Annotated in this window: 18 protein-coding genes and 4 tRNA genes; 17 read left to right on the top strand and 5 right to left on the bottom strand. The window is 37.9% G+C overall.

Going from position 1 to position 20,718, the window contains the following annotated elements; genetic code table 11:
- Nucleotides 1–67 precede the first annotated feature (67 nt).
- The 5 genes from H4J50_RS09190 to cmoA all read right to left on the bottom strand — a co-directional run bounded on the left by H4J50_RS09190 (nucleotide 68) and on the right by cmoA (nucleotide 4,998).
- Entirely contained in the window at nucleotides 68–469 is a 402-nt protein-coding gene (locus H4J50_RS09190) for a bacteriohemerythrin (protein ID WP_108456804.1), read from the bottom strand.
- 59 nt (nucleotides 470–528) lie between these two features.
- Nucleotides 529–1,578, bottom strand: coding sequence for a patatin-like phospholipase family protein (locus H4J50_RS09185; RefSeq protein ID WP_182255879.1), 1,050 nt, complete (start codon nucleotides 1,576–1,578; stop codon nucleotides 529–531).
- A 73-nt stretch (nucleotides 1,579–1,651) separates the two neighbouring features.
- Nucleotides 1,652–2,998, bottom strand: a complete 1,347-nt coding sequence (locus tag H4J50_RS09180; RefSeq protein ID WP_108456801.1) for an anti-phage deoxyguanosine triphosphatase — start codon at nucleotides 2,996–2,998, stop codon at nucleotides 1,652–1,654.
- 295 nt (nucleotides 2,999–3,293) lie between these two features.
- A complete protein-coding gene (gene cmoB / locus H4J50_RS09175) occupies nucleotides 3,294–4,259 on the bottom strand; it encodes a tRNA 5-methoxyuridine(34)/uridine 5-oxyacetic acid(34) synthase CmoB (protein ID WP_182255877.1) in 966 nt (321 codons plus the stop codon).
- A 4-nt stretch (nucleotides 4,260–4,263) separates the two neighbouring features.
- Nucleotides 4,264–4,998, bottom strand: a complete 735-nt coding sequence (gene cmoA, locus H4J50_RS09170; RefSeq protein WP_108456799.1) for a carboxy-S-adenosyl-L-methionine synthase CmoA — start codon at nucleotides 4,996–4,998, stop codon at nucleotides 4,264–4,266.
- Between the two features lie 163 nt (nucleotides 4,999–5,161).
- On the opposite strand from cmoA, the gene H4J50_RS09165 reads away from it, so the two are divergent.
- From H4J50_RS09165 to H4J50_RS09085, 17 genes are all read left to right on the top strand, one after another.
- Nucleotides 5,162–8,002, top strand: a complete 2,841-nt coding sequence (locus tag H4J50_RS09165) for a transporter substrate-binding domain-containing protein (RefSeq protein ID WP_182255875.1) — start codon at nucleotides 5,162–5,164, stop codon at nucleotides 8,000–8,002.
- 198 nt (nucleotides 8,003–8,200) lie between these two features.
- On the top strand, nucleotides 8,201–9,985 hold the full coding sequence (gene aspS, locus H4J50_RS09160) for an aspartate--tRNA ligase (RefSeq protein WP_182255873.1): 1,785 nt from the start codon (nucleotides 8,201–8,203) through the stop codon (nucleotides 9,983–9,985).
- Nucleotides 9,986–10,122: 137 nt separating this feature from the next.
- On the top strand, nucleotides 10,123–10,650 hold the full coding sequence (ruvC, locus tag H4J50_RS09155; RefSeq protein WP_182255871.1) for a crossover junction endodeoxyribonuclease RuvC: 528 nt from the start codon (nucleotides 10,123–10,125) through the stop codon (nucleotides 10,648–10,650).
- Between the two features lie 122 nt (nucleotides 10,651–10,772).
- On the top strand, nucleotides 10,773–11,390 hold the full coding sequence (ruvA, locus tag H4J50_RS09150; protein WP_182255869.1) for a Holliday junction branch migration protein RuvA: 618 nt from the start codon (nucleotides 10,773–10,775) through the stop codon (nucleotides 11,388–11,390).
- An 83-nt stretch (nucleotides 11,391–11,473) separates the two neighbouring features.
- Nucleotides 11,474–12,478 carry a Holliday junction branch migration DNA helicase RuvB gene (gene ruvB, locus H4J50_RS09145; RefSeq protein ID WP_108456795.1) on the top strand — a complete coding sequence of 335 codons (1,005 nt, stop codon included), beginning with the start codon at nucleotides 11,474–11,476 and terminating at the stop codon, nucleotides 12,476–12,478.
- A 620-nt stretch (nucleotides 12,479–13,098) separates the two neighbouring features.
- A complete protein-coding gene (ybgC, locus tag H4J50_RS09140; RefSeq protein WP_182255867.1) occupies nucleotides 13,099–13,509 on the top strand; it encodes a tol-pal system-associated acyl-CoA thioesterase in 411 nt (136 codons plus the stop codon).
- Nucleotides 13,499–14,182 carry a protein TolQ gene (tolQ, locus tag H4J50_RS09135; protein WP_108456793.1) on the top strand — a complete coding sequence of 228 codons (684 nt, stop codon included), beginning with the start codon at nucleotides 13,499–13,501 and terminating at the stop codon, nucleotides 14,180–14,182. The genes ybgC and tolQ overlap by 11 nt, the downstream gene beginning before the upstream one ends.
- Nucleotides 14,183–14,196: 14 nt before the next feature.
- Complete coding sequence (gene tolR / locus H4J50_RS09130; protein WP_108456792.1) at nucleotides 14,197–14,625, top strand: protein TolR; 429 nt, start codon at nucleotides 14,197–14,199, stop codon at nucleotides 14,623–14,625.
- Complete coding sequence (gene tolA / locus H4J50_RS09125; protein ID WP_182255865.1) at nucleotides 14,625–15,521, top strand: cell envelope integrity protein TolA; 897 nt, start codon at nucleotides 14,625–14,627, stop codon at nucleotides 15,519–15,521. The genes tolR and tolA overlap by 1 nt, the downstream gene beginning before the upstream one ends.
- Before the next feature lie 33 nt (nucleotides 15,522–15,554).
- Complete coding sequence (gene tolB / locus H4J50_RS09120) at nucleotides 15,555–16,901, top strand: Tol-Pal system beta propeller repeat protein TolB (RefSeq protein WP_108456790.1); 1,347 nt, start codon at nucleotides 15,555–15,557, stop codon at nucleotides 16,899–16,901.
- A 44-nt stretch (nucleotides 16,902–16,945) separates the two neighbouring features.
- Nucleotides 16,946–17,500, top strand: coding sequence for a peptidoglycan-associated lipoprotein Pal (gene pal / locus H4J50_RS09115; RefSeq protein WP_108456789.1), 555 nt, complete (start codon nucleotides 16,946–16,948; stop codon nucleotides 17,498–17,500).
- A gap of 12 nt (nucleotides 17,501–17,512) precedes the next feature.
- Nucleotides 17,513–18,301 carry a tol-pal system protein YbgF gene (ybgF, locus tag H4J50_RS09110; protein ID WP_108456788.1) on the top strand — a complete coding sequence of 263 codons (789 nt, stop codon included), beginning with the start codon at nucleotides 17,513–17,515 and terminating at the stop codon, nucleotides 18,299–18,301.
- A 147-nt stretch (nucleotides 18,302–18,448) separates the two neighbouring features.
- Nucleotides 18,449–18,524: transfer RNA gene (locus H4J50_RS09105), tRNA-Lys, on the top strand.
- A gap of 45 nt (nucleotides 18,525–18,569) precedes the next feature.
- A tRNA-Lys gene (locus H4J50_RS09100) sits at nucleotides 18,570–18,645 on the top strand.
- An 82-nt stretch (nucleotides 18,646–18,727) separates the two neighbouring features.
- Nucleotides 18,728–18,803 (top strand) — tRNA-Lys (locus tag H4J50_RS09095).
- Nucleotides 18,804–19,004: 201 nt separating this feature from the next.
- On the top strand, nucleotides 19,005–20,051 hold the full coding sequence (nadA, locus tag H4J50_RS09090; protein ID WP_108456787.1) for a quinolinate synthase NadA: 1,047 nt from the start codon (nucleotides 19,005–19,007) through the stop codon (nucleotides 20,049–20,051).
- A 288-nt stretch (nucleotides 20,052–20,339) separates the two neighbouring features.
- A tRNA-Ser gene (locus H4J50_RS09085) sits at nucleotides 20,340–20,427 on the top strand.
- Nucleotides 20,428–20,718 lie beyond the last annotated feature (291 nt).

Below are 20,718 nucleotides of genomic sequence, written 5' to 3'. Positions count from 1 at the left end.
TGTTATTTCTACATTGCTACCAAGCCATATTTAAATAAAAGTAAATTCTTTATTTTTAACCATGGTTCTATGGTTGATTTTGTAGGAAGTATTTTTTATCTTCTACTTGAATGTGGTGAATGAGCCAGTCAGTGAGAGAGTAAATAAGTTCACAAGCATTATCTTTAAACTCATTTAATAGGATGATCCTGTCTAACTCTTCAATAAAATGTTTATGCTGTAACTCATGTAACATACAGTCATTTTTATTCAGCGTATAAAAATATTCTTCTTCGGTTTTAAAGTGCACCTTTATATAGTCATAAAAATCGATAAATAAAGCCCAAGTTTGACTTTCTGCTTGCTGACTATTCACAGAGTTTGCCAATTTATTCATATGACTAACTAATTTTTGGTGTTGTTTGTCAATGATTTCTATACCCACTTCAAAAGTGGCTTTATCCCAAATGACTAAATGCTCTTTTGCCATATCATCCCTAAATTATTTGCAATCCTAACTTTAAATGTCTCACATTACGCCAGTTATTGCTAATCAATACTTTTGAAGTTTGTGACATCAGACGATGTTATTAATTTTGAAAAATCATCAGCCAAATAGGCTGACTCGGATAACACGGTTTGCCAATATTTTATTCTTGTTGCAGCATCTAAATTGGTGAAATCATCACGGTCGGGTATTTTTGCATAAGGTAAGCGAGCAATAAACTCTTGAGAAGGTACTAGCATGACCGTATTTGTGTAATATTGGCTATTCACCTTACGTGCTAAGTTTTTATCAAACCACCCAGCTTTAGGGGTTGGTGAAAAATGTGGATAAAGCGTCAGCCCCTTTGCTGGTTTAATATCTACATCAAAATGATAATCAATAATCCCACCATCTCGATACATGCCTCTTGGTGAGCCAATAATATCTTTTATACCCTCCATAATTAAAGGTATAGAGCCTGATGCCAGTAAGCTATCAGTTAAGTTGTCATTAGTTAATGCTTGGTGTTGAGTATTAAAATTAAAACTATCGCTAATGGTTAATTGGCTTTTGGGGTGATGATAAACATAACGTTGATACTGTTTAGCTAATAAGCCTCGGTTGACTTGGTTCATTGCCATGCTAGACATTAAGCCTAAAAGTAAGGGTACCTTTTGTTCTAAAGTCGTTAAACCACGACACTTTGCGACAATAAAGTGTGCCTTAAAGATTGGGTTGTTGATAATTTCATTACTGCCATTAGCACCTAAAACCGCTTCAAGTAATGTTTTAGCCTTGGCAGTAATTTCACTTTTATTCGCTTTAGCAGAGTAAGTCGTTTCTGAATATAAAGTTGCTAGTCGCGTTATCGCACTAACGGGATCTTGTTGGCTCAACGCTGCAAAGCGAAAAGCCCCAGCGGAAGAGCCTACTAAGTTTAATTCTTCACGACGATCTTTAAAATACTCACCAAAAAGGTATTTATCTAAACCAAATAAGCTAAACCATTTAGGCCCGCCGCTAGCACCAAGCATGGTAGTAAAAAGTTCTTGTTTAAAACCGTGTTCTTTAATTGTTTTTAAGGCGTTTTCGCCACAATAAATATCTAGCATATTAACCATAGTTAGATAAAGTCTCTATTGATTGAAATAATGTCGGCACCGACAGCAATTTTTCTTTGTTAAATTAATAGTCGTGTTTGCCGAAACCGGTTTGTCCGATGGGTAAAAATAAAGTCTGATAAAGCCTAGTGGCATATTCATCGGTCATCCCCGCGACATAGTCAGCGATCACTCGGTGCTGATTTTGATTGTTTTCTTTGGCTTTTTGCCAACGCAATACCGTACTTTTAGGCAGTAAACGCTCTGGATCAGAAGATAGGGCTTCAAACAGCTCCATAACGATTTGTTGACCACGATATTCTAATTGCTGAATAGAGGTTTGCTTAATGACAAACTGATAAACAAAGTCTTTGAAAATTTGAAGCGTTTGGGCAGCAATCAAAGGGTGCACGGCATTAAAGCGTAATAACGGTTCTTGAAAGTCACAGCCTTTGGTTTCATTAATATCGACTAATTCAATCGCCGTTATTAAATAATTAACTAAACCACCAATGGCTTCTTTTTGTATAAAGCGTTGACTGCTAAATAAGTTGTCCGCTAAACTTTTACTGTAATCATGCAGCCATTCATCGTCAATTTTGCTTAATTTTTGAATGACATTTTTTTCAAAATCTTGCTGATTCACAACACCGGTAACAATGGCATCTTCTAAGTCATGAATGCCATAGGCGATATCATCAGCAAGCTCCATCATAGAGCAGTCTAAAGATTTATATATCGTTTTACTGTGGTTGTTACTCTTCGTTTTAAACTGCTGGAAAAGTGCTTTATCATGCTGACATAATGGTGATAATACCCAGTTAATCATCTCGATATCATCAAGGTATAAACCTTTTGGCGGATGCCATTTTGAAGCTTCTAATTGACGAAAAGATGCCGGTAATGCTTGGGGAATATCTTGCTGTAAATGACCCAGTGTTTGCGGGTACTTTATTAAACCTAATAATGTTCTGCGCGTTAAGTTCATGCCAAAATGTTCACTAAAGGGCTCTAAATGCGCAACAATTCGAAAAGTTTGTCCATTGCCTTCAAAACCACCATGATCTCGCATCATATAATGTAGGGCAACTTCTCCGCCATGACCAAATGGAGGGTGACCGATATCATGGGCTAAACATAAAGACTCAATTAAGCTATCGTCATTAGGAATAAGTTCTGCGCTTTGCTTTGGATATTTACTGCGAATTTGGGCAATAATACCACTGCCAATTTGAGCTGCTTCTAAAGAGTGGGTAAGCCGAGTGCGATGAAAATCACTTTGACCACTGCCCATAACTTGAGTTTTTGATTGTAAGCGTCGAAAGGCTGCAGAATGAAGAATACGTGCTCGGTCACGTTGGAATGGGCTGCGATGGTCTTGATGTCTTTTCGCTACTCGCTCTAACCGTCGTTCTAACCAAGGATTTTCCATGATACCTCTATTCAAAGTGAATTAAACTGCGATACAAATAGTATATTATTCTTTAAAGGAAGGTAATACCAAATCGATTAACTTAAACCTTGTTGAATGTTTGCCAAGAGTTATAGCCAACTTTTAATCTTCTTAGGGGGAATTTAATGAAGTAAGTAGTATCGGAGAAGATAAAAAGGGGTTGAGAAATATTTACTGACGTTTGCAGGAACACTTTCTTCTCCCTGTTCATTATTTAAAAATTTTACAGGGAGGTGAAAGTGATAAAGGTTAGCGGTAGCGACAAATTTTTTCGCTATTTATTAGCAATAAATATTGCACGTTTAGGTGCTGGGTAGCCTTCAATAGTTTTACTATTATCATTTGGATCAAGAAAATCTTGCAATGACTCGGTATCTATCCAGTCGGTTTTTCGTTGTTCATCAAGTGCGGTAATATCAATATTAACAACACGAATGTTTGTGAAACCACAACGTTCAAGCCATGCACACATTGCATCACAACTGGGCAAAAACCAAACATTTCGCATTTTTGCATAGCGTTCACCAGGCACTAATACGGTATTTTCATCACCATCAACAACTAAAGTTTCTAGTACTAGCTCACCACCTTTGACTAATTGTGCTTTAAGCTGGTAAATAAAATCAATGGGTGAGCGACGGTGATACAAAACACCCATAGCAAAGACGGTGTCAAAAGCGTTCAGTTCAGGCAACTGTTCAACACCTAAGGGTAATAGGTTAACGTTATCATCCTGAACAAAGTGCTGAATAGCTTGAAATTGCGATAAAAACAGTTGTGTTGGGTCAATACCAACAACAAATTCTGCACCTGCTCCTCTCATACGCCACAAATGATAACCACTGCCACAGCCAATATCTAACACATAACGATTACGCAAATCACTAATATGCGGTGCTAAGCGATCCCATTTAAAGTCGGAACGCCATTCAGTATCAATGTGCAGGCCATGTATATGGTAAGGACCTTTGCGCCATGGTTTCAATTTTTTCAGTAAATTTTCAAGACGTTTATATTCGCCGTCATTTATATCAGCGCGCTCACCTGCTTGTACTGTGGTACTGATATTGATAGAAGACGGTGATGTTTTGGGGAGAGCTGTTATGGTTTTTTGCCATTGAGCAAATTCACCATGTAAATGTTGCTCACGCCAATTTGTGAGTTGAGCAGGTAAAGTATTGAGCCAATGGCTTAATCGATTGCTAGCTATTTTTTGATAAAAACTATTAAATGAAATCATTGGTTTATTTTATCGCGATTAAAGAAAAGAAGTTAAAACATTGAAACCAAGGGGAACTGTGGTTAAATCCGGCGTCTTTCAAACGTTTTAAGTGTGTATCTAAATTATCAGTGAGCATAACATTTTCAAGAGCCGTGCGTTTTTGGGCAATTTCTAACTCGCTGTAACCATTGGCACGCTTAAAGTCATGGTGTAAATCAATAAGTAACTCGTTGCAAACATTGTCTGTATGCGCAATTTTTTCAGATAACAGCAGTAAACCACCGGGGTTAAGTCCTTGTGCTATTTTATTTAGCAATAACTGGCGTTGTTCTGGCGCAATGAACTGTAAGGTGAAATTAAGTACCACCATAGAAGCATTTTTAATCTCAATATTAAGAATATTATCTTCTAGTATTTCTACCGGGGTTTCACCTTTAAAAGCGCTGACATGCATTTTGCAGCGTTCAACCATGGCGCTCGAGCTGTCAATGCCAATGATTTTGCAGTTTTTGGCCGTTATTCCCTTACGCATAGCTAATGTAGCTGCGCCTAGCGAACAGCCAAGATCATAGACTTGACTGTTATCGGTAACATAACGCTGACTTAGTCGACCTATGGTATCGATAATAGTACTATAACCAGGCACCGAACGGCTTATCATGTCTGGAAAAACTTCAACGACTTGCGCGTCAAATGCAAAGTCTTTGATTTTACTTTGTTTATTAGAAAAAATTAAATCGGTATCAGATACTTGCATGATGCTCAAACTATAATAATGTTAGGTGATATAAAGGCGTATTTTACCTGATATTTTCAACGATAAACAAGGTTATGTATTATTATGTTTTACATGGCCATAAATCGTATATTTACTGCCATATGATAAGCAGTAATAATAAAATCATTAATGAGAATTTAATTTGGCTTTAAGATATTTAACACAATGTTTAATAGGCATAACATTAATAGTTGCCATGTTAGCTTTACCCGTTTATGCACAAAATACTAAACAAACGTATCGTATTGCCATTAATAAAACATCTTACCCTTTTCACTTTATTAATGAAGAGGGTAAAGCTGATGGCATGATGGTGGATCTGTGGCGGTTATGGGGTGAAAAACAAGCGGTTGAGCTTGAGTTTGTGCCACTTAATTGGCAACAGACCATTCAGCAGGTGGCAAATGGGGTAGTCGATATTCATGCGGGTCTAACTAAAAACCCAGCGAGAGCCGAACTACTTGATTTTACTTCTGTTTTATTAAGACAAAATAGACATCTTTTTCTTCATCGCTCGATTGCAGAAATTAAAAGCATTCTAGATCTTAAACCCTATGCTATAGGTGTTGTTGACGGCTCAAGTCATGAGTTTTCACTTAAAAATAAATACCCTAATTTAACTGTAAAGTCCTTTGCTAATCGTAATGATTTATACCAAGCGGCGTTAACGGGTGAAATACTGATTATGGCGGGCGTTGAAAAGTTATCAAAAAACTTTTCAGACTATGCTTTGCTCAGCCAGAAATTTCCAGCTTTCGCAAGGATCTCTTATGAGACTGGTGAGTATGGTGCTGGCGTTGCTAAGGGACAAAAACCATTACTTGAGTTTATTCAACAAGGCATGGACAAAATCTCCCCGAAAGAAAAAGCAGCTATTAAATCAAAATGGTTAATTGTCGATAGTTCAGAGAATGTTATTACGCTTTCATATTCAAATAACCAAATGCCATTTTCAGGTACTTCTCGTGCGGGTAACGCTCAAGGATTTTTTATTGAATTATGGCAAATGTGGGCAGAATATAGCGGCCTAGATATTGAGTTTGTATTGGGGAATTCAACTGAATTTAATCAAACCAACATTAATATGGCAGACATTCATATAACAAGCGTTACTAATGAGAAAAGTATAACAGACAGCACATTAGGCCCTGTTATCTATAGCATTAACTACGGATTATTTTTTGCGAATGATATTGATAAGGTGCTCCATATATCTGAAATTGAAAATAAGAATATTGGTGTAATACATACGCCAAGTTTTGTTAAAAATATTCAGGATAAAGTTTCAAATAGCTCAGTAATTATTTTTGACGATTATCAGTCAATGTTTGCTGCGGCAGAAAAGGGTGAGCTTGATGTTATAGCAGGGCAAGTTGACATAGTTGAGAATTATTTAATTGAATATAAGTTACAGTCTATTTTTTTAAAGTTTTATGGTTATGTTTTCAAGCGTGATGTTAATGCTACTTTAAATAAAATTGACCTTAAATTAAGCGAACTCATATTGGAAGGTTTTGAGAACTTGCCTTTGCAAGATTTAGTCATTTTAGAAAAAAAATGGCACTTAGATGAATCTTCCGGTTACTTTAATCGTCAATTATCAATTTTAGCATTATCTGAGCAAGAAGCTTTGTGGGTAAAAAATAATAATGTCGTTAAATTTGGTATCACAAGAAATTGGATTCCTGTCGAGTTTATTGATAAATTTGATGAAGTTAAAGGTATAAACCCAGACCTATTTGACCTACTAACTAAGCGGCTTAATTTAAAAATAGATTATGTTGTTCATGAGAATTTTAATGAGCTTTATCAGGCGCTTGTTGCCGGAGAAGTTGATGTTATCGGTAGTGTGGTCGCCACCCAAGAACGTAAAGAACAAGTGTTATTTACTGATTCGTATTGGAGTATGCCGTGGGTTATTTTGCATCCACGTGAGCTTGGTACACAGTTGAGCTTAGAAGACTTTAACGGCAAAACCTTAGCTATTGCCAAAGGGTACTATTTAATTTCTATTATTAGGAAAAAATTCCCACTGATTGCATTAAGGTTGGTTGATGACAATGAAGAGGGATTATTAGCGATTCAAAAGGGTATTGTTGACGGCTTTATTGACAGCTTATCGTCAGGGACTGAACTGCTTAAAAGAGAAAGTTTAGTGAGTTTGTCTATGTCTATACTTGAAGAAGTTGATAAAAATGGCAACCATCTAGCAGTTAACCAGTCGCTTCCTGTATTAGCCAGTATATTAAATAAGGCTGTTTTAAGCCTTTCAGATCTTGATAGTCAACAGGTTTACGAAAAATGGTTTGATATTAATATTGAAACCGGCCTAGATAAAAATGTTGTATTGCGTGTGGCCCTACAAGTGGGCGCTCTAATTTTTATCATTATTATTGTTATTATGGTGTGGAATCGTCGTTTATATCAAGAAATCAAAAATAGAAAAAAATTAGAGCAAAAAATGGAATACATGGCTACGCATGATGATCTCACTGGCCTTGCTAATCGTGTGTTATTAAAAGATAGGCTAAATAAAGCCATTACTTTTCATCAACGGCAAAAGTTATTGGTTGCCGTATTGTTTATCGATCTAGATGGCTTTAAAGATATCAATGATACTTACGGACACGATATTGGCGATGAATTATTAATTGAGATAGCGAATCGTTTAAAAGGCTGTGTACGCGAGTCTGATACCGTTGTGCGTTTTGGCGGTGATGAGTTTGTATTACTACTGACTGGGCTGCATAATCAAAACGAAGCAGGGTATGTTGCAGACAAAGTATTGAAGATTATCCAACAACCGATTCAATTACCTGAAGTAAACGCATATATTGGCTGTAGTATTGGTATTGCAATGTATCCAGACGATGGTGACTCTGATAACGAATTGTTAAAAGTTGCAGATTCATTAATGTATGACGTTAAAGCAGCAGGCAAAAATCATTACGCTTTTAATCGTAAAAGCGATACTAAAGTTTAATTCATTATATAACTCATATTATTGAAGGAATGTCGGGTGACTTTGCCCCGCATTGCTTTATAATGTCGGCAATTTTTTATCATAATAAGTTTTAGGTGTTTGCCAACACTTATGGCTTATCTAGCTTTTTGCCATTGAATTAAGTAAGTGAACGATTACTTAATTCAATGACTATTATTTAATTTTCAAGGTAAATACATGCGTAGTCTTTATTGTGGTGAGGTTAATGAATCTCATGTGGGTCAGGAAGTCACTCTTTGTGGTTGGGTTAATCGTCGTCGTGATTTAGGTGCAGTAATTTTCTTAGATTTACGCGACCGTGAAGGCATAGTGCAAGTTGTTTATGATCCTGACTTTCCTGATGTTCTAGAAAAAGCCAACACCTTGCGCAATGAATTTTGTGTTCAAGTTAAAGGTAAAGTACGTGCTCGTCCTGACGGCCAAGTAAATAAAGATATGGCTACGGGTGCGATTGAAGTATTAGGCTTAGAGCTTACTATTTTAAACAAGTCTGCGCCGTTACCTTTAGATTCAAAACAGAAGAACTCTGAAGAGCAACGTTTAAAATATCGTTACCTTGACTTACGTCGTCCAGAAATGACCGAACGTATGCGTTTTCGCGCTAAAGTCACTTCAGCTGTGCGTTCATCATTAGAGTCTCAAGGATTCTTGGATATTGAAACGCCAATTTTAACCGCTGCCACTCCTGAAGGTGCACGTGATTACTTGGTGCCAAGCCGCACACACAAAGGTCAATTTTTTGCTCTACCGCAATCACCACAGTTATTTAAACAATTGTTGATGATGTCAGGTATGGAACGTTACTACCAAATAGTTAAATGTTTCCGTGATGAAGATTTACGTGCTGATCGCCAACCCGAGTTCACTCAAATTGATATTGAAACTTCTTTTATGAGCTCTGATCAAGTAATGGAAGTTACTGAAACGATGATCCGCGGGTTATTCCAAGAACTACTTAATGTAGATCTTGGTGAGTTCCCACGTATGGCTTATTCTGAGGCGATGACGCGATTTGGTTCAGATAAGCCAGATCTTCGTAATCCACTCGAAATTGTAGATGTTGCTGACATTTTAAAAGATGTTGAATTTAAAGTGTTTTCTGGACCAGCTAACGACGAGAAAGGTCGAGTAGCGGTTATTTGTGTACCAGGCGGCGCCGATAAATTCTCTCGTAAAGGTATTGACGAATTAACTAAATTTGTTGGCATTTACGGCGCTAAGGGCATGCCATGGTTGAAAGTCAATGATCGTGACGCTGGCCTTGAAGGTTTGCAGTCGCCGATCTTGAAATTTTTAACTGAAGACGCAGTAAACACTTTATTAGAGCGTACTAATGCTAAAACTGGCGATATTATTTTCTTCGGTTCAGATACTTATAATGTAGTAACAGAGTCACTTGGTGCACTGCGCCTTAAAATTGGTGAAGATCTTGAATTATTGCAAGGCGAGTGGAAGCCACTTTGGGTAGTAGATTTCCCAATGTTTGAAGAAGCTGATGGTCATATGCATGCAATTCATCACCCGTTTACCGCTCCGACTAACTTAACCGCTGCTGAACTAGAAGCTAACCCGGTTGGCGCGTTGTCAGATGCTTACGACATGGTGTTAAATGGCTGTGAATTAGGTGGTGGCTCTGTCCGTATCCATAATCAAGACATGCAAGCGGCTGTATTTCGTATTTTGGGTATCAGTGATGAAGAAGCCCAAGAGAAGTTTGGCTTCTTACTCGAGGCATTACAATACGGTGCTCCACCACATGCAGGCTTAGCATTTGGTTTAGACCGTTTAGTCATGTTGATGACAGGTGCAAGTTCGATTCGTGATGTAATGGCATTCCCGAAAACAACGACTGCTGCTTGTCCATTAACTAATGCACCTGGCTTTGCCAACCCTACTCAGTTAAAAGAATTAGGCATTGCTTGTTTGGAAAAAGAAACTGATACTGGCGAAAAAGCAGAATAATTTTCGTTTCAGAGTTTTTAGTATTGATTTAACGGTTAATATTAAAAAATAATTAGAACGCACGAATGAATGCTACTTAGGCTTTATTCGTGCGTTTTTTTTCAACCACACTTAACTGATTATTAAAGGTACTTTTAGTGAGTATTATTTTAGGCATAGATCCTGGATCACGTTTAACTGGCTATGGTGTTATTAAACAGCAGGGACGAAATTTCATCTATTTAGGTAGCGGTTGCATTAAAGCAACCGCTTCAGGTGAAGATTTAGGCATGCGCTTGCAAACCATTTTTGCTGGCGTAAGTGAGATTATCCTACAATTTCAGCCGGATATGTTTGCTATTGAACAAGTTTTTATGGCGAAGAATCCTGACTCAGCATTAAAGCTAGGACAGGCTCGGGGGGCGGCTATTGTTGCGGCAACCAACAATGGCTTAACAATAGCGGAGTATTCGGCTAGACAAATAAAACAATCAGTTGTGGGTACTGGAGCGGCAGATAAAACTCAAGTACAGCATATGGTTAAAACTATATTGAAATTACCAGGTACACCCCAAGCTGATGCCGCAGATGCATTAGCCGTTGCACTTTGTCATGCACACAGTCATGACTCGATCAGTAAACTGTCAGGTCAAGCCAGTAAAACAGTTAGAGGACGCTTACGTTAGAGCTTATGACGTTAGCTAATCGGAAAAAATTTAGTGTGAAATAAATAACGCCTTAAACTTTACTGTATAAATATCTAGTGGTATGGTGGCGACATAGATCATTTCTCGTTAAAGGTTAATCCGTGATTGGACGTTTACGTGGCACATTAATAGAAAAAATGGCCCCTGAAATTTTAATAGAATGCCATGGAGTTGGCTACGAAGTTACTATGCCCATGACTAGCATTTATGCATTAGGCGAAGTTAATCAAGAAGCCACCCTTTATACTCACTTTGTTGTTCGTGAAGATGCGCAGTTACTTTATGGCTTCGCTAATAAAGTTGAGCGTAAGCTATTTCGATTGCTGATTAAAGTTAATGGTGTTGGCCCTAAATTAGGCTTAGCTATTTTATCAGGCATGTCTGCCGACCAATTTGTGAGTTGTGTAATACATGACGACTTAACCACTATTGTAAAAATTCCCGGTGTTGGCAAAAAAACAGCAGAACGTTTGTTGATTGAAATGCGTGATAGGCTTAAAGATTGGCAAACTAACAGTAGCGATGCACTTGCTCATATGATGCCAACAGATGTTAATCAAGCCAATACTTTTGTTAGTGATAATAAAGGCGATGCTATTAACGCATTAGTGTCTTTAGGGTATAGTCAACAGCAAGCTGATAAAGCGGTTAAGTCAGTGTATGAAGCGACTAAAACTAGCGAAGATTTGATCCGCAATGCTTTAAAAGCAATGTTATAAACAAGGCTAAGTGCATTAGGTTGAAGACAAGTTTATCAAGTGTAGTGCTTAGTGCGCTAATTAATATTTCCAAAGAGTAATACATGATAGAAGCAGATCGATTAATTGAACCGATAGCAAGCCGTGAAGATGAAACGGTTGATCGCGCTATTCGACCTAAAATGCTGTCAGACTATACCGGGCAACAACACGTAAAGTCGCAAATGGAAATTTTCATTGCTGCGGCCTTGAAAAGAGAAGAGCCGCTTGATCATTTATTAATTTTTGGTCCTCCAGGTTTAGGTAAAACAACGCTAGCTAATATTGTTGCAAATGAAATGGGTGTAAGTATCCGGACAACTTCAGGTCCCGTGCTGGAAAAAGCCGGAGACTTGGCTGCATTACTGACAAATCTTGAAGAAAACGATGTATTGTTTATTGATGAAATTCATCGTTTAAGTCCGGTAGTCGAAGAAATTTTGTACCCTGCAATGGAAGATTATCAATTAGATATTATGATAGGTGAGGGACCTGCAGCACGTTCAATTAAACTTGATTTGCCCCCATTTACTTTAATAGGTGCTACGACTCGAGCAGGCGCACTCACTTCGCCGCTACGCGACCGATTTGGCATAGTTCAACGGTTAGAGTTTTACAATACTCAAGAACTAACTGAAATTGTCATGCGCTCAGCACATTTTTTAAACTTAGATATAGCACAGGCAGGCGCTTTTGAAGTAGCAAGGCGCTCTCGTGGCACACCACGTATTGCTAATCGTTTATTGCGCAGAGTTAGAGATTACGCTGATGTAAAAACTGATGGCATAGTAAGTAAAGCAACAGCAGCTAGTGCCTTAGATATGTTAGAAGTAGATAATGAGGGCTTTGATCTAATGGACAGAAAACTATTAGAAGCAATTATTGATAAATTTGCTGGTGGTCCGGTAGGGCTCGATAACATTGCCGCAGCCATTGGTGAAGAACGTGAAACTATTGAAGATGTACTAGAGCCTTTTCTTATTCAACAAGGTTTCTTACAACGAACACCCCGAGGCAGAATTGCCACCAGTAGAGCTTATTTGCATTTTGGTTTAGATTTTCCAAGCTAACATTTGTTTATATTACTTATTAAAGGCACCTTTAGGTGCCTTTTGTTTTTTAGCTGTTCAGGATACTTAAGTTATAGCTATTGTGATAGTTAACGTAAAAATCCAACCGTACTTATCACTTATCACTTATCAATAAATTCTTTTCATTGAAATTTAGGCAAAAAAAAGCCCACATACATAATATGTGGGCCAACTTATAATGTAAGTTGATAGAAGGAAATGGGGTTCCTATAAAATATCAGAGAGAAAGGTAACAACACCTATTCAAAACATTTAAGGGTGACAGGAATACTTTTTAGTAAACAATATTCATGTCTGAGTCCAGAAAACAAGCGTATTATATTGTTACGTACGCTATTGAACAAACGAAAAATAATTATATTTATCATTAGAAAAACTAATGTGAAAAAATTTAAAATATACCGCGCTAAATCTTTAAGTACCTTAAGAGCAGGGCACTGCTCGCTAAAGTATTCGGATTAAGTAAAATTCAACCATAATTCACTCTTGTTTTTACTTAAATTATTACAAAGAATTTATCTTAGCCCTTGTTCCACGTGAGCTTTATCTATTATGATAAGCATCTAAAATTTTATCGCTAGCTAACTTGAATAAATTACATGTCATTACTTAGTTTTCAACACAAGGTTCGTGTTTATTATGAAGATACCGATGCCGGTGGTATTGTCTATTACGCTAACTATTTGAAATTCCTTGAACGCGCAAGAACAGAGTGGTTACGCGAGCTTGGTATTAATCAATCAATATTTTTAGAACAAAACATCGGCTTTGTAGTCACAAAGGTTGCGATGGAAAATAAGGCGTCTGCAAAACTCGACGATTTATTAACAATTACGAGCACAATAATCCGTTTAAAATCTGCTAGTTTGATTTTTTCGCAACAAATTGTGAATCAGAATCAGATAACGTTATGTACGGCTGAAATTAAAGTAGCCTGTGTTAACCTATCTATCGCTAAACCTTGTATTATCCCCAACAGCATATTAGGAGCATTAAAACGTGTCAGCTGAGATTTCATTTTTTGATTTATTTTTAGAAGCTAGTTTATTAGTTCAACTGGTAATGTTGACCTTATTAGGCTTTTCAATAGCCTCATGGACCATGATATTTCAACGTCGTAAAGTGTTAATAGCAGCAAGAACTCAATTACAAGACTTTGAAGATAAGTTTTGGAGTGGAGCTGATTTAAGTAAGCTTTATAGCGAAGTTTCTGCAAAAGAACATATTGATGGCATTGAAAATCTTTTTGTTTCAGGTTTTCGAGAGTTTGCACGTTTACGAAAATCACATGCTTACGCACCACAAGTTATTGTTGATGGTACTCATCGAGCAATGCGTGTTGCATTATCAAGAGAAGTCGATAGTTTAGAAACTCACTTACCTTTCATGGCAACCGTTGGTTCTATAAGCCCTTATATTGGCTTATTTGGTACCGTATGGGGGATCATGAATTCATTTATTGCTTTAGGTGCTGTTGAACAAGCAACACTTGCAATGGTTGCACCCGGAATTGCTGAGGCACTCATCGCAACGGCAATGGGTTTGTTTGCAGCTATTCCTGCGGTTATGGCATTTAACCGATTTAGCCATAACGTTGAAAAACTTGAAAATAGCTACGGTAATTTTATGGAAGAGTTTGCAAGTATTTTACAACGTCAAACAGCGACAGAGCAACACGGCTAAGGTAGGTATTAACTATGTATAATCGAGTTAGGCGCCGCAAGGTTGCTGAGATAAATGTAGTACCTTATATTGATGTAATGTTAGTGTTGCTGATTATTTTTATGGTAACAGCACCATTAATAACACAAGGCGTTAAAGTAGATTTGCCGCAAGCTGATGCAGAGCCATTAAGCAAAGATATGAAGCCACCTTTAGTTGCATCAGTTGATGCAAAAGGTAATTATTATTTAGCTGTTGGTACCAGTAAAAATGAACCAATGTCGGCACAAGAGGTTGCAACTTTAGTTGCTGCTCATTTAAAAACCGCACCTGACACACCTGTTGTTGTTAATGGTGATGGTGCTGTTTCCTATGATGCCGTGATCCAACTAATGGTTTTATTGCAAAAAGTAGCAGGTGTACCTTCGGTTGGTTTAATGACTGATAGTCCGGAGAGTAAGTAGTGTCACTGAAGGATTCTACCCCGTTAGCGTTAAGTGTTGCGATTCATGTAGGGCTTGCTGTGGTGTTGCTCTGGGGCGATTTTTCAACGCCACCTAAACCAACACCAAGCGCGGTACAAATTGAACCTATTCAAGCGGTACTTGTTGAAAAAAGTACCGTTGATGCACAAATAAATAAGTTAAAAAAGCAAGATGCTGATAAAGCACGCAAGCTTAAAGAACTTGAAGACAGTATTGCCGCGGCTAAAACAAAAAAATTGAACGAAGAAAAACGCATTAAAACGCTTGAGCGTGAAAGAAAGAAAAAAGCACAAGAGAAAAAAGCGGCCGATATTGCGGCTAAAAAAGCTAAAGCAAATGCGGCCGATAAACTTCGTAAACAAAAAATACTTGAAAAACAACAAGCTGATGAAGCTGCAGCAAAAGCTAAAGCGGAACGTATAAAAGAAGAAAAAGCAGCTAAAAAAGCGGACGATTTACGTAAAAAGAAAGCAGCTGAACAAAAACGTAAAGAACAAGAAGCACGCGAGCGCGCGGCTCAGCAAGAGTTAATTGAGCAACAAATGGCTGAAGAAATGGCAAGTCGTCAACAAGCAAGACGCCAACAAATGATGACTGAAATTGGCCGATTTACCGCATTAATTACACAAACGATTAAACGCAATTTAATTACAGATCGTAGTACTATGGAAGGTAAGTCTTGTAAATTAACTATAAGTCTTGCACCATCAGGCTTTGTTACGAATGTAGTTACAGGTCAGGGTGATAGAAGAGTTTGTGAAGCGGCAAAAACAGCTGTTTATAAAGCAGGTACTTTACCCGTTTCTAAAGACCCTGAAATATTTCGAGAAATGAGAACAATCAGTTTAACAGTAGCACCTGACAAATTTAATTAAGCTTTTGTATAAATTAGGAAAATAACCAACTCTATGAAAAAAGTAACTTTATTTTTACTATTCTTTGCTTCTTTGTTATCAAAACAAGCCTTAGCAACCCTAGAAATTGTTATCACAGAAGGTATAGATAGCGCTCGACCAATTGCTGTTGTGCCATTCAAATGGACAGGTGTTGGTGTAATGCCAGAGCGTTTATCAAAAGTGATCAGTGATGATTTACTGCGCAGCGGTAAGTTTAATCCCATTAACGAGTCTCGTTTTCCACAAGCCCCTAATGATGATAGTCAAATTGATTATGCTGCATGGGCAAGCGAGGGCGTTGAAGCTGTTGTCATTGGTGAGGTTAGTGAAACCTCAATAGGTCGTTATAAAATTAAATATCAGCTTGTTGACGTTATTCGTGGACAAGTAACTGGCGGCGAAACTCAAATGTTAAGTAACGGCGAGTTAGTTGGCACCTCTGATCATATACTTGATGAAAGCACGGTAGAAGTCGGAGCCGACCAATTTCGTCGCTATGCTCACCGTATTAGTGATGTTGTTTATGAAAAACTGACAGGGACACGCGGCGCATTTTTAACAAAAATTGCCTACGTTATTGTTCGTGATGAAGGTGAATACCCATATCAGTTAGTGGTTGCTGATTATGATGGTTTTAACGAACATGTTTTATTAAGCTCTAGAGAACCTTTAATGTCACCTGCTTGGCATCCAAGTGGTAACCAATTAGCTTATGTAACGTTTGAAAACAGACAAGCACAAATTCATATTATTGACATATACTCTGGACAACGTAATTTAATCAGTTCGTTTGAAGGTATTAACAGTGCTCCAAAATGGTCACCTGATGGTAAAAGTTTAGCAATGGTATTATCCAAAGATGGTAATCCAGAGCTTTATGTTATGAATGTTGCAACTAAAAAATTGCGTCGCATAACGCGTCATCGTGCTATTGATACAGAACCAAGCTGGACACCAGATGGTAATTCATTAATATTTAGTTCAGAACGTGGTGGAAAAGCGCAGTTATATCGCGTAAATTTAGTCGATGGCAAAGTTAGAAGGCTAACATTTGACGGCGAAATGAATCTAGGTGGCTCATTAACACCAGACGGTCGACAATTAGTGATGGTAAATCGCACACGCGGCAAGTATCATCTAGCCAAACAAGAATTTGATTCTGGGATTTTCCAAGTGTTAACATCAACACGCTTAGATGAGTCCCCTAGTATTTCACCTAACGGTGGTATGATTATTTATAGTACTTTACACAATAACCGTCAGGTACTAAGTTTAGTTTCCGTAGATGGAAGGTTTAAGGCAAGATTGCCAGCACTTAATGGCGAAGTGAAGTCACCTTCATGGTCACCATTTTTATAATAAATATTAATAACTTTAATTTATAAATAATAAGGACACATAAAATGCGCTTTAATAAAACAGTAAAAGCCTTAGCAGTTGTTTTACCTATCATGGCTTTATCAGCTTGTAGTTCGTCTGACACAGCTAGTGAAGATGCTAGTGCAATGCAGAATAACCAAGCTGCTATGGCAGAACAAAAAGCTCGTGACGATGCAGAGCGTGTAAAAGTTGAAGCAATGCAACGTGCTGACGCTATTGAAGCTAAAAAACGTCAAGAAATTGAAAAGCTTCGTTCAGAACATATCGTTTACTTTGATTTTGATAAATCTTCAGTAAGTGGTGACTTTGCTGCGATTCTTGAAGCGCATGCAAAATTTCTTAACGAAAACTCTAATGTAAATGTATTAATTGAAGGCCATGCAGATGAGCGCGGTACACCTGAATACAACATTGCATTAGGCGAGCGTCGTGCAAAATCGATTGAAACGTTTTTAGAAAACATGGGCGTTTCAGCTTCACAACTTAGTACAGTTAGCTACGGTGAAGAAAAGCCAATGGTTAAAGATCGTAGCGAAGGCGCGTTTGCTAAAAACCGTCGTGCAGTATTGGTCTATTAATCAGGTAATTAAATGAAACCCAATAGTATTCTATTCGGGATGTCGTTTGCTGTTGCTGCCAATTTGGCAGTAGCAGCTGAACCTGCTCCTGTTATTGAAATTAACGCAGGCACGTCCACTAGTGGTGCCAAATCAAGCTTAAGTGATCAGCTTGTTAGTCTTGAGCGTAAGCTTGATGCCCGTAACCGTGCGCAAGTCAATGTACAAAGACAACTTGATGAGTTACAAAATGAAGTTAATGAGCTACGTGGCATTACAGAGTTACACACCTATCAGTTAAGTCAGGTACTTGATCGTCAACGTGAGTTGTATCAAGAGCTTGATCGTCGAGTCTCTGAAGCGTTAAAGCCCGCGAATCAAATACCGGCAACAATTAGTGCAGCTTCAACTGGTTCTGGCCAGGCAAATTACAGTAATAATTTAACTGAAAATGAAGCCTATGATCGCGCTGTGAATATGGTATTAAAAGATAAACGTTATGAACAAGCTATTCCAGAGTTTGAAGCGTTCAATCAAAGGTACCCTAACTCAAGTTATGCAGCCAATGCACATTATTGGTTAGGTCAACTATTGTTTAATAAAGGCGAATTAGGCAAAGCACGTCAAGAATTTGATGTTGTCGTGAATAATTATCCTGATTCTAGTAAACGTAGTGACGCAATGTTGAAGCTTGCAATGGTTGAACAAAAAGAAAATAACCAAGATAAAGCGATTGCGGTATATAAGAAACTCATGGCAGAGTATCCAAATTCTAGTGCAGCAAAACTTGCACAACCAAGATTAAAAAACTTAAAACCATAATTATTGCTGATAACTTGCACGCTTTGCTGACTTTTTGTTCGAACAAACAATAAAGTTGGAAAAAGGGGAAGATTGTTGTTGCACTTAAAAAAATTATGAGTATTATATGCCCCGCGTTGACCAAGTAGGACAACGCAAAACAAATACCGGTCGTTAGCTCAGTTGGTAGAGCAGTTGGCTTTTAACCAATTTGTCGAAGGTTCAAATCCTTCACGACCGACCACTTTTACCAATGAAGTGTTTGGGTATTTGTTTTTGAAGTATATATCGGTCGTTAGCTCAGTTGGTAGAGCAGTTGGCTTTTAACCAATTTGTCGAAGGTTCAAATCCTTCACGACCGACCACTTTTCTTAATATGTTATTAAGTATAAGTGATAAAGAAATTCGCAGCTTGCAATTTCGTTCTAAAAATTAAAAGTAGTTTATCGGTCGTTAGCTCAGTTGGTAGAGCAGTTGGCTTTTAACCAATTTGTCGAAGGTTCAAATCCTTCACGACCGACCACTTTTAATCATCATATTTATCTACAATACCTCCAAGTATTCGAACACCACTCTAATTTAATATTACTCAATAATATTTAACCTCACTGAATCATTATTACTTAGCTTAATCAGATCTACTCTTAGGCATATTCATAGTACACTTTTATTCTTCTATACCTTATAATTCTCACGTTTTTTAAGGTACTCATTGAGAATACATATGACCCAAGCAAATTTAGCCGTTGACTTTGACTTTCAATTTCCGAAAAAGCCTACTCCTTTAAGTGATGTAGAGCGTGAAGAGTATAAAGCACGTATCAAGATATTATTGAAAGAAAAAAACGCTGTGCTTGTCGCGCATTACTATACTGATCCTGAAATTCAAGCATTAGCAGAAGAAACAGGTGGTTGTGTTGCTGACTCATTAGAAATGGCAAGATTTGGTAACCACCATCCAGCAGATACACTTATCGTCGCTGGTGTTCGCTTTATGGGAGAGACTGCTAAAGTACTTACGCCTGAAAAGACAGTAGTAATGCCAACATTGGAGGCTACGTGTTCGCTTGACTTAGGCTGTCCAATTGAAGAGTTTAATGCTTTTTGTGATCAACACCCAGACCGAACTGTTGTTGTGTATGCTAATACATCTACTGCTGTTAAAGCCCGAGCTGATTGGATAGTAACATCATCATGTGCTTTAGAAATTGTTGAACACCTTGATGACTTAGGTGAGAAAATCATTTGGGGCCCAGATCGTCACCTAGGCGCATATATTGAGAAGCAAACTGGTGCTGATATGCTAATGTGGCAAGGAGCATGTATTGTTCATGACGAGTTTAAAACCAAAGCTCTAATAGACATGAAGGCGCTTCATCCAGATGCCGCTGTACTTGTCCACCCTGAGTCACCTGCAGAGATAATTGATCTTGCTGACTCAGTAGGTTCTACCAGCCAATTAATTAAAGCGGCGCAAGAACTCCCAAATAAAAAATTCATTGTGGCTACTGATCGCGGCATTTTTTACAAAATGCAGCAGTTATGTCCTGATAAAGAGTTTTTTGAAGCACCTACTGCAGGTGAAGGCGCTACTTGTAAAAGTTGTGCGCATTGTCCTTGGATGGCAATGAATGGTTTGAAGGAAATTGAACAAGCATTATTAAACCCTGAAGGTCGAGAGGTGTTTGTTGATATGAAACTGCGTACAGGTGCACTGAAATCACTTGATCGCATGTTGAACTTTAATGCTGAGTTGAATAAGAATAAGTAAACTTAATACCGGTTGTGTGTTAAATAAGCAACTGCTTGTATTTTGGTTAAATTAAGTTGCGTTATGAAGTTTATTTTCCTAACATAGCCCAGCTCAGTACATAGAGCTCAGTACATAGAGCTCAGTACATAGAGCTCAGTACATAGAGCTCAGTAGATAGAAAGATATATGGTGAGGTGTCCGAATGGCCGCCAAGTTGAGTTAACACGCCTAGCGTGTTCAGCGGCTAAATTCCCAGACCGTGCAGATAGCACGTAAAAATATCAATGTTTATGTTTTATGTTTTTTGGTGAGGTGTCCGAGTGGCCGAAGGAGCACGCCTGGAAAGTGTGTAAGGCGCAAGCCTTCGAGGGTTCGAATCCCTCCCTCACCGCCATATAAGAAGCAATGTCTATATTGCCAAGCAAAGCCGCTAGTTATCTAGCGGCTTTTTTTGTGACTAGATACTTTAGTAGAACTTCTTAATTATAATGGTTTTAGCGCAATTCAATGTACTTTATGATGCATATTCAATCATCTTGTATAATTAAAAAGCAAACAAACACATTTTAGAAATTAAATGCACTTTAGGTGTTGACGTGAGGTCAAAAATCTCTAAAATGCGCTCCAGTTCCAAGGGGTCACCCCAACGAACTGTTTTAATAAGTTATCTAGCACGGTTTAGGCT

It is taken from the genome of Colwellia sp. 6M3, assembly GCF_014077595.1.
Lineage (GTDB): Bacteria > Pseudomonadota > Gammaproteobacteria > Enterobacterales > Alteromonadaceae > Cognaticolwellia.
This window is presented reverse-complemented; position numbering and strand designations above follow the sequence as displayed.

Coding starts and splice junctions, on each gene's coding strand:
- H4J50_RS09190 (WP_108456804.1), bottom strand. CDS start 469: ATGGCAAAAGAGCATTTAGTCATTTGGGATAAAGCCACTTTTGAAGTG.
- H4J50_RS09185 (WP_182255879.1), bottom strand. CDS start 1,578: ATGCTAGATATTTATTGTGGCGAAAACGCCTTAAAAACAATTAAAGAA.
- H4J50_RS09180 (WP_108456801.1), bottom strand. CDS start 2,998: ATGGAAAATCCTTGGTTAGAACGACGGTTAGAGCGAGTAGCGAAAAGA.
- cmoB (WP_182255877.1), bottom strand. CDS start 4,259: ATGATTTCATTTAATAGTTTTTATCAAAAAATAGCTAGCAATCGATTA.
- cmoA (WP_108456799.1), bottom strand. CDS start 4,998: ATGCAAGTATCTGATACCGATTTAATTTTTTCTAATAAACAAAGTAAA.
- aspS (WP_182255873.1), top strand. CDS start 8,201: ATGCGTAGTCTTTATTGTGGTGAGGTTAATGAATCTCATGTGGGTCAG.
- ruvB (WP_108456795.1), top strand. CDS start 11,474: ATGATAGAAGCAGATCGATTAATTGAACCGATAGCAAGCCGTGAAGAT.
- ybgC (WP_182255867.1), top strand. CDS start 13,099: ATGTCATTACTTAGTTTTCAACACAAGGTTCGTGTTTATTATGAAGAT.
- tolR (WP_108456792.1), top strand. CDS start 14,197: ATGTATAATCGAGTTAGGCGCCGCAAGGTTGCTGAGATAAATGTAGTA.
- tolB (WP_108456790.1), top strand. CDS start 15,555: ATGAAAAAAGTAACTTTATTTTTACTATTCTTTGCTTCTTTGTTATCA.
- pal (WP_108456789.1), top strand. CDS start 16,946: ATGCGCTTTAATAAAACAGTAAAAGCCTTAGCAGTTGTTTTACCTATC.
- ybgF (WP_108456788.1), top strand. CDS start 17,513: ATGAAACCCAATAGTATTCTATTCGGGATGTCGTTTGCTGTTGCTGCC.
- nadA (WP_108456787.1), top strand. CDS start 19,005: ATGACCCAAGCAAATTTAGCCGTTGACTTTGACTTTCAATTTCCGAAA.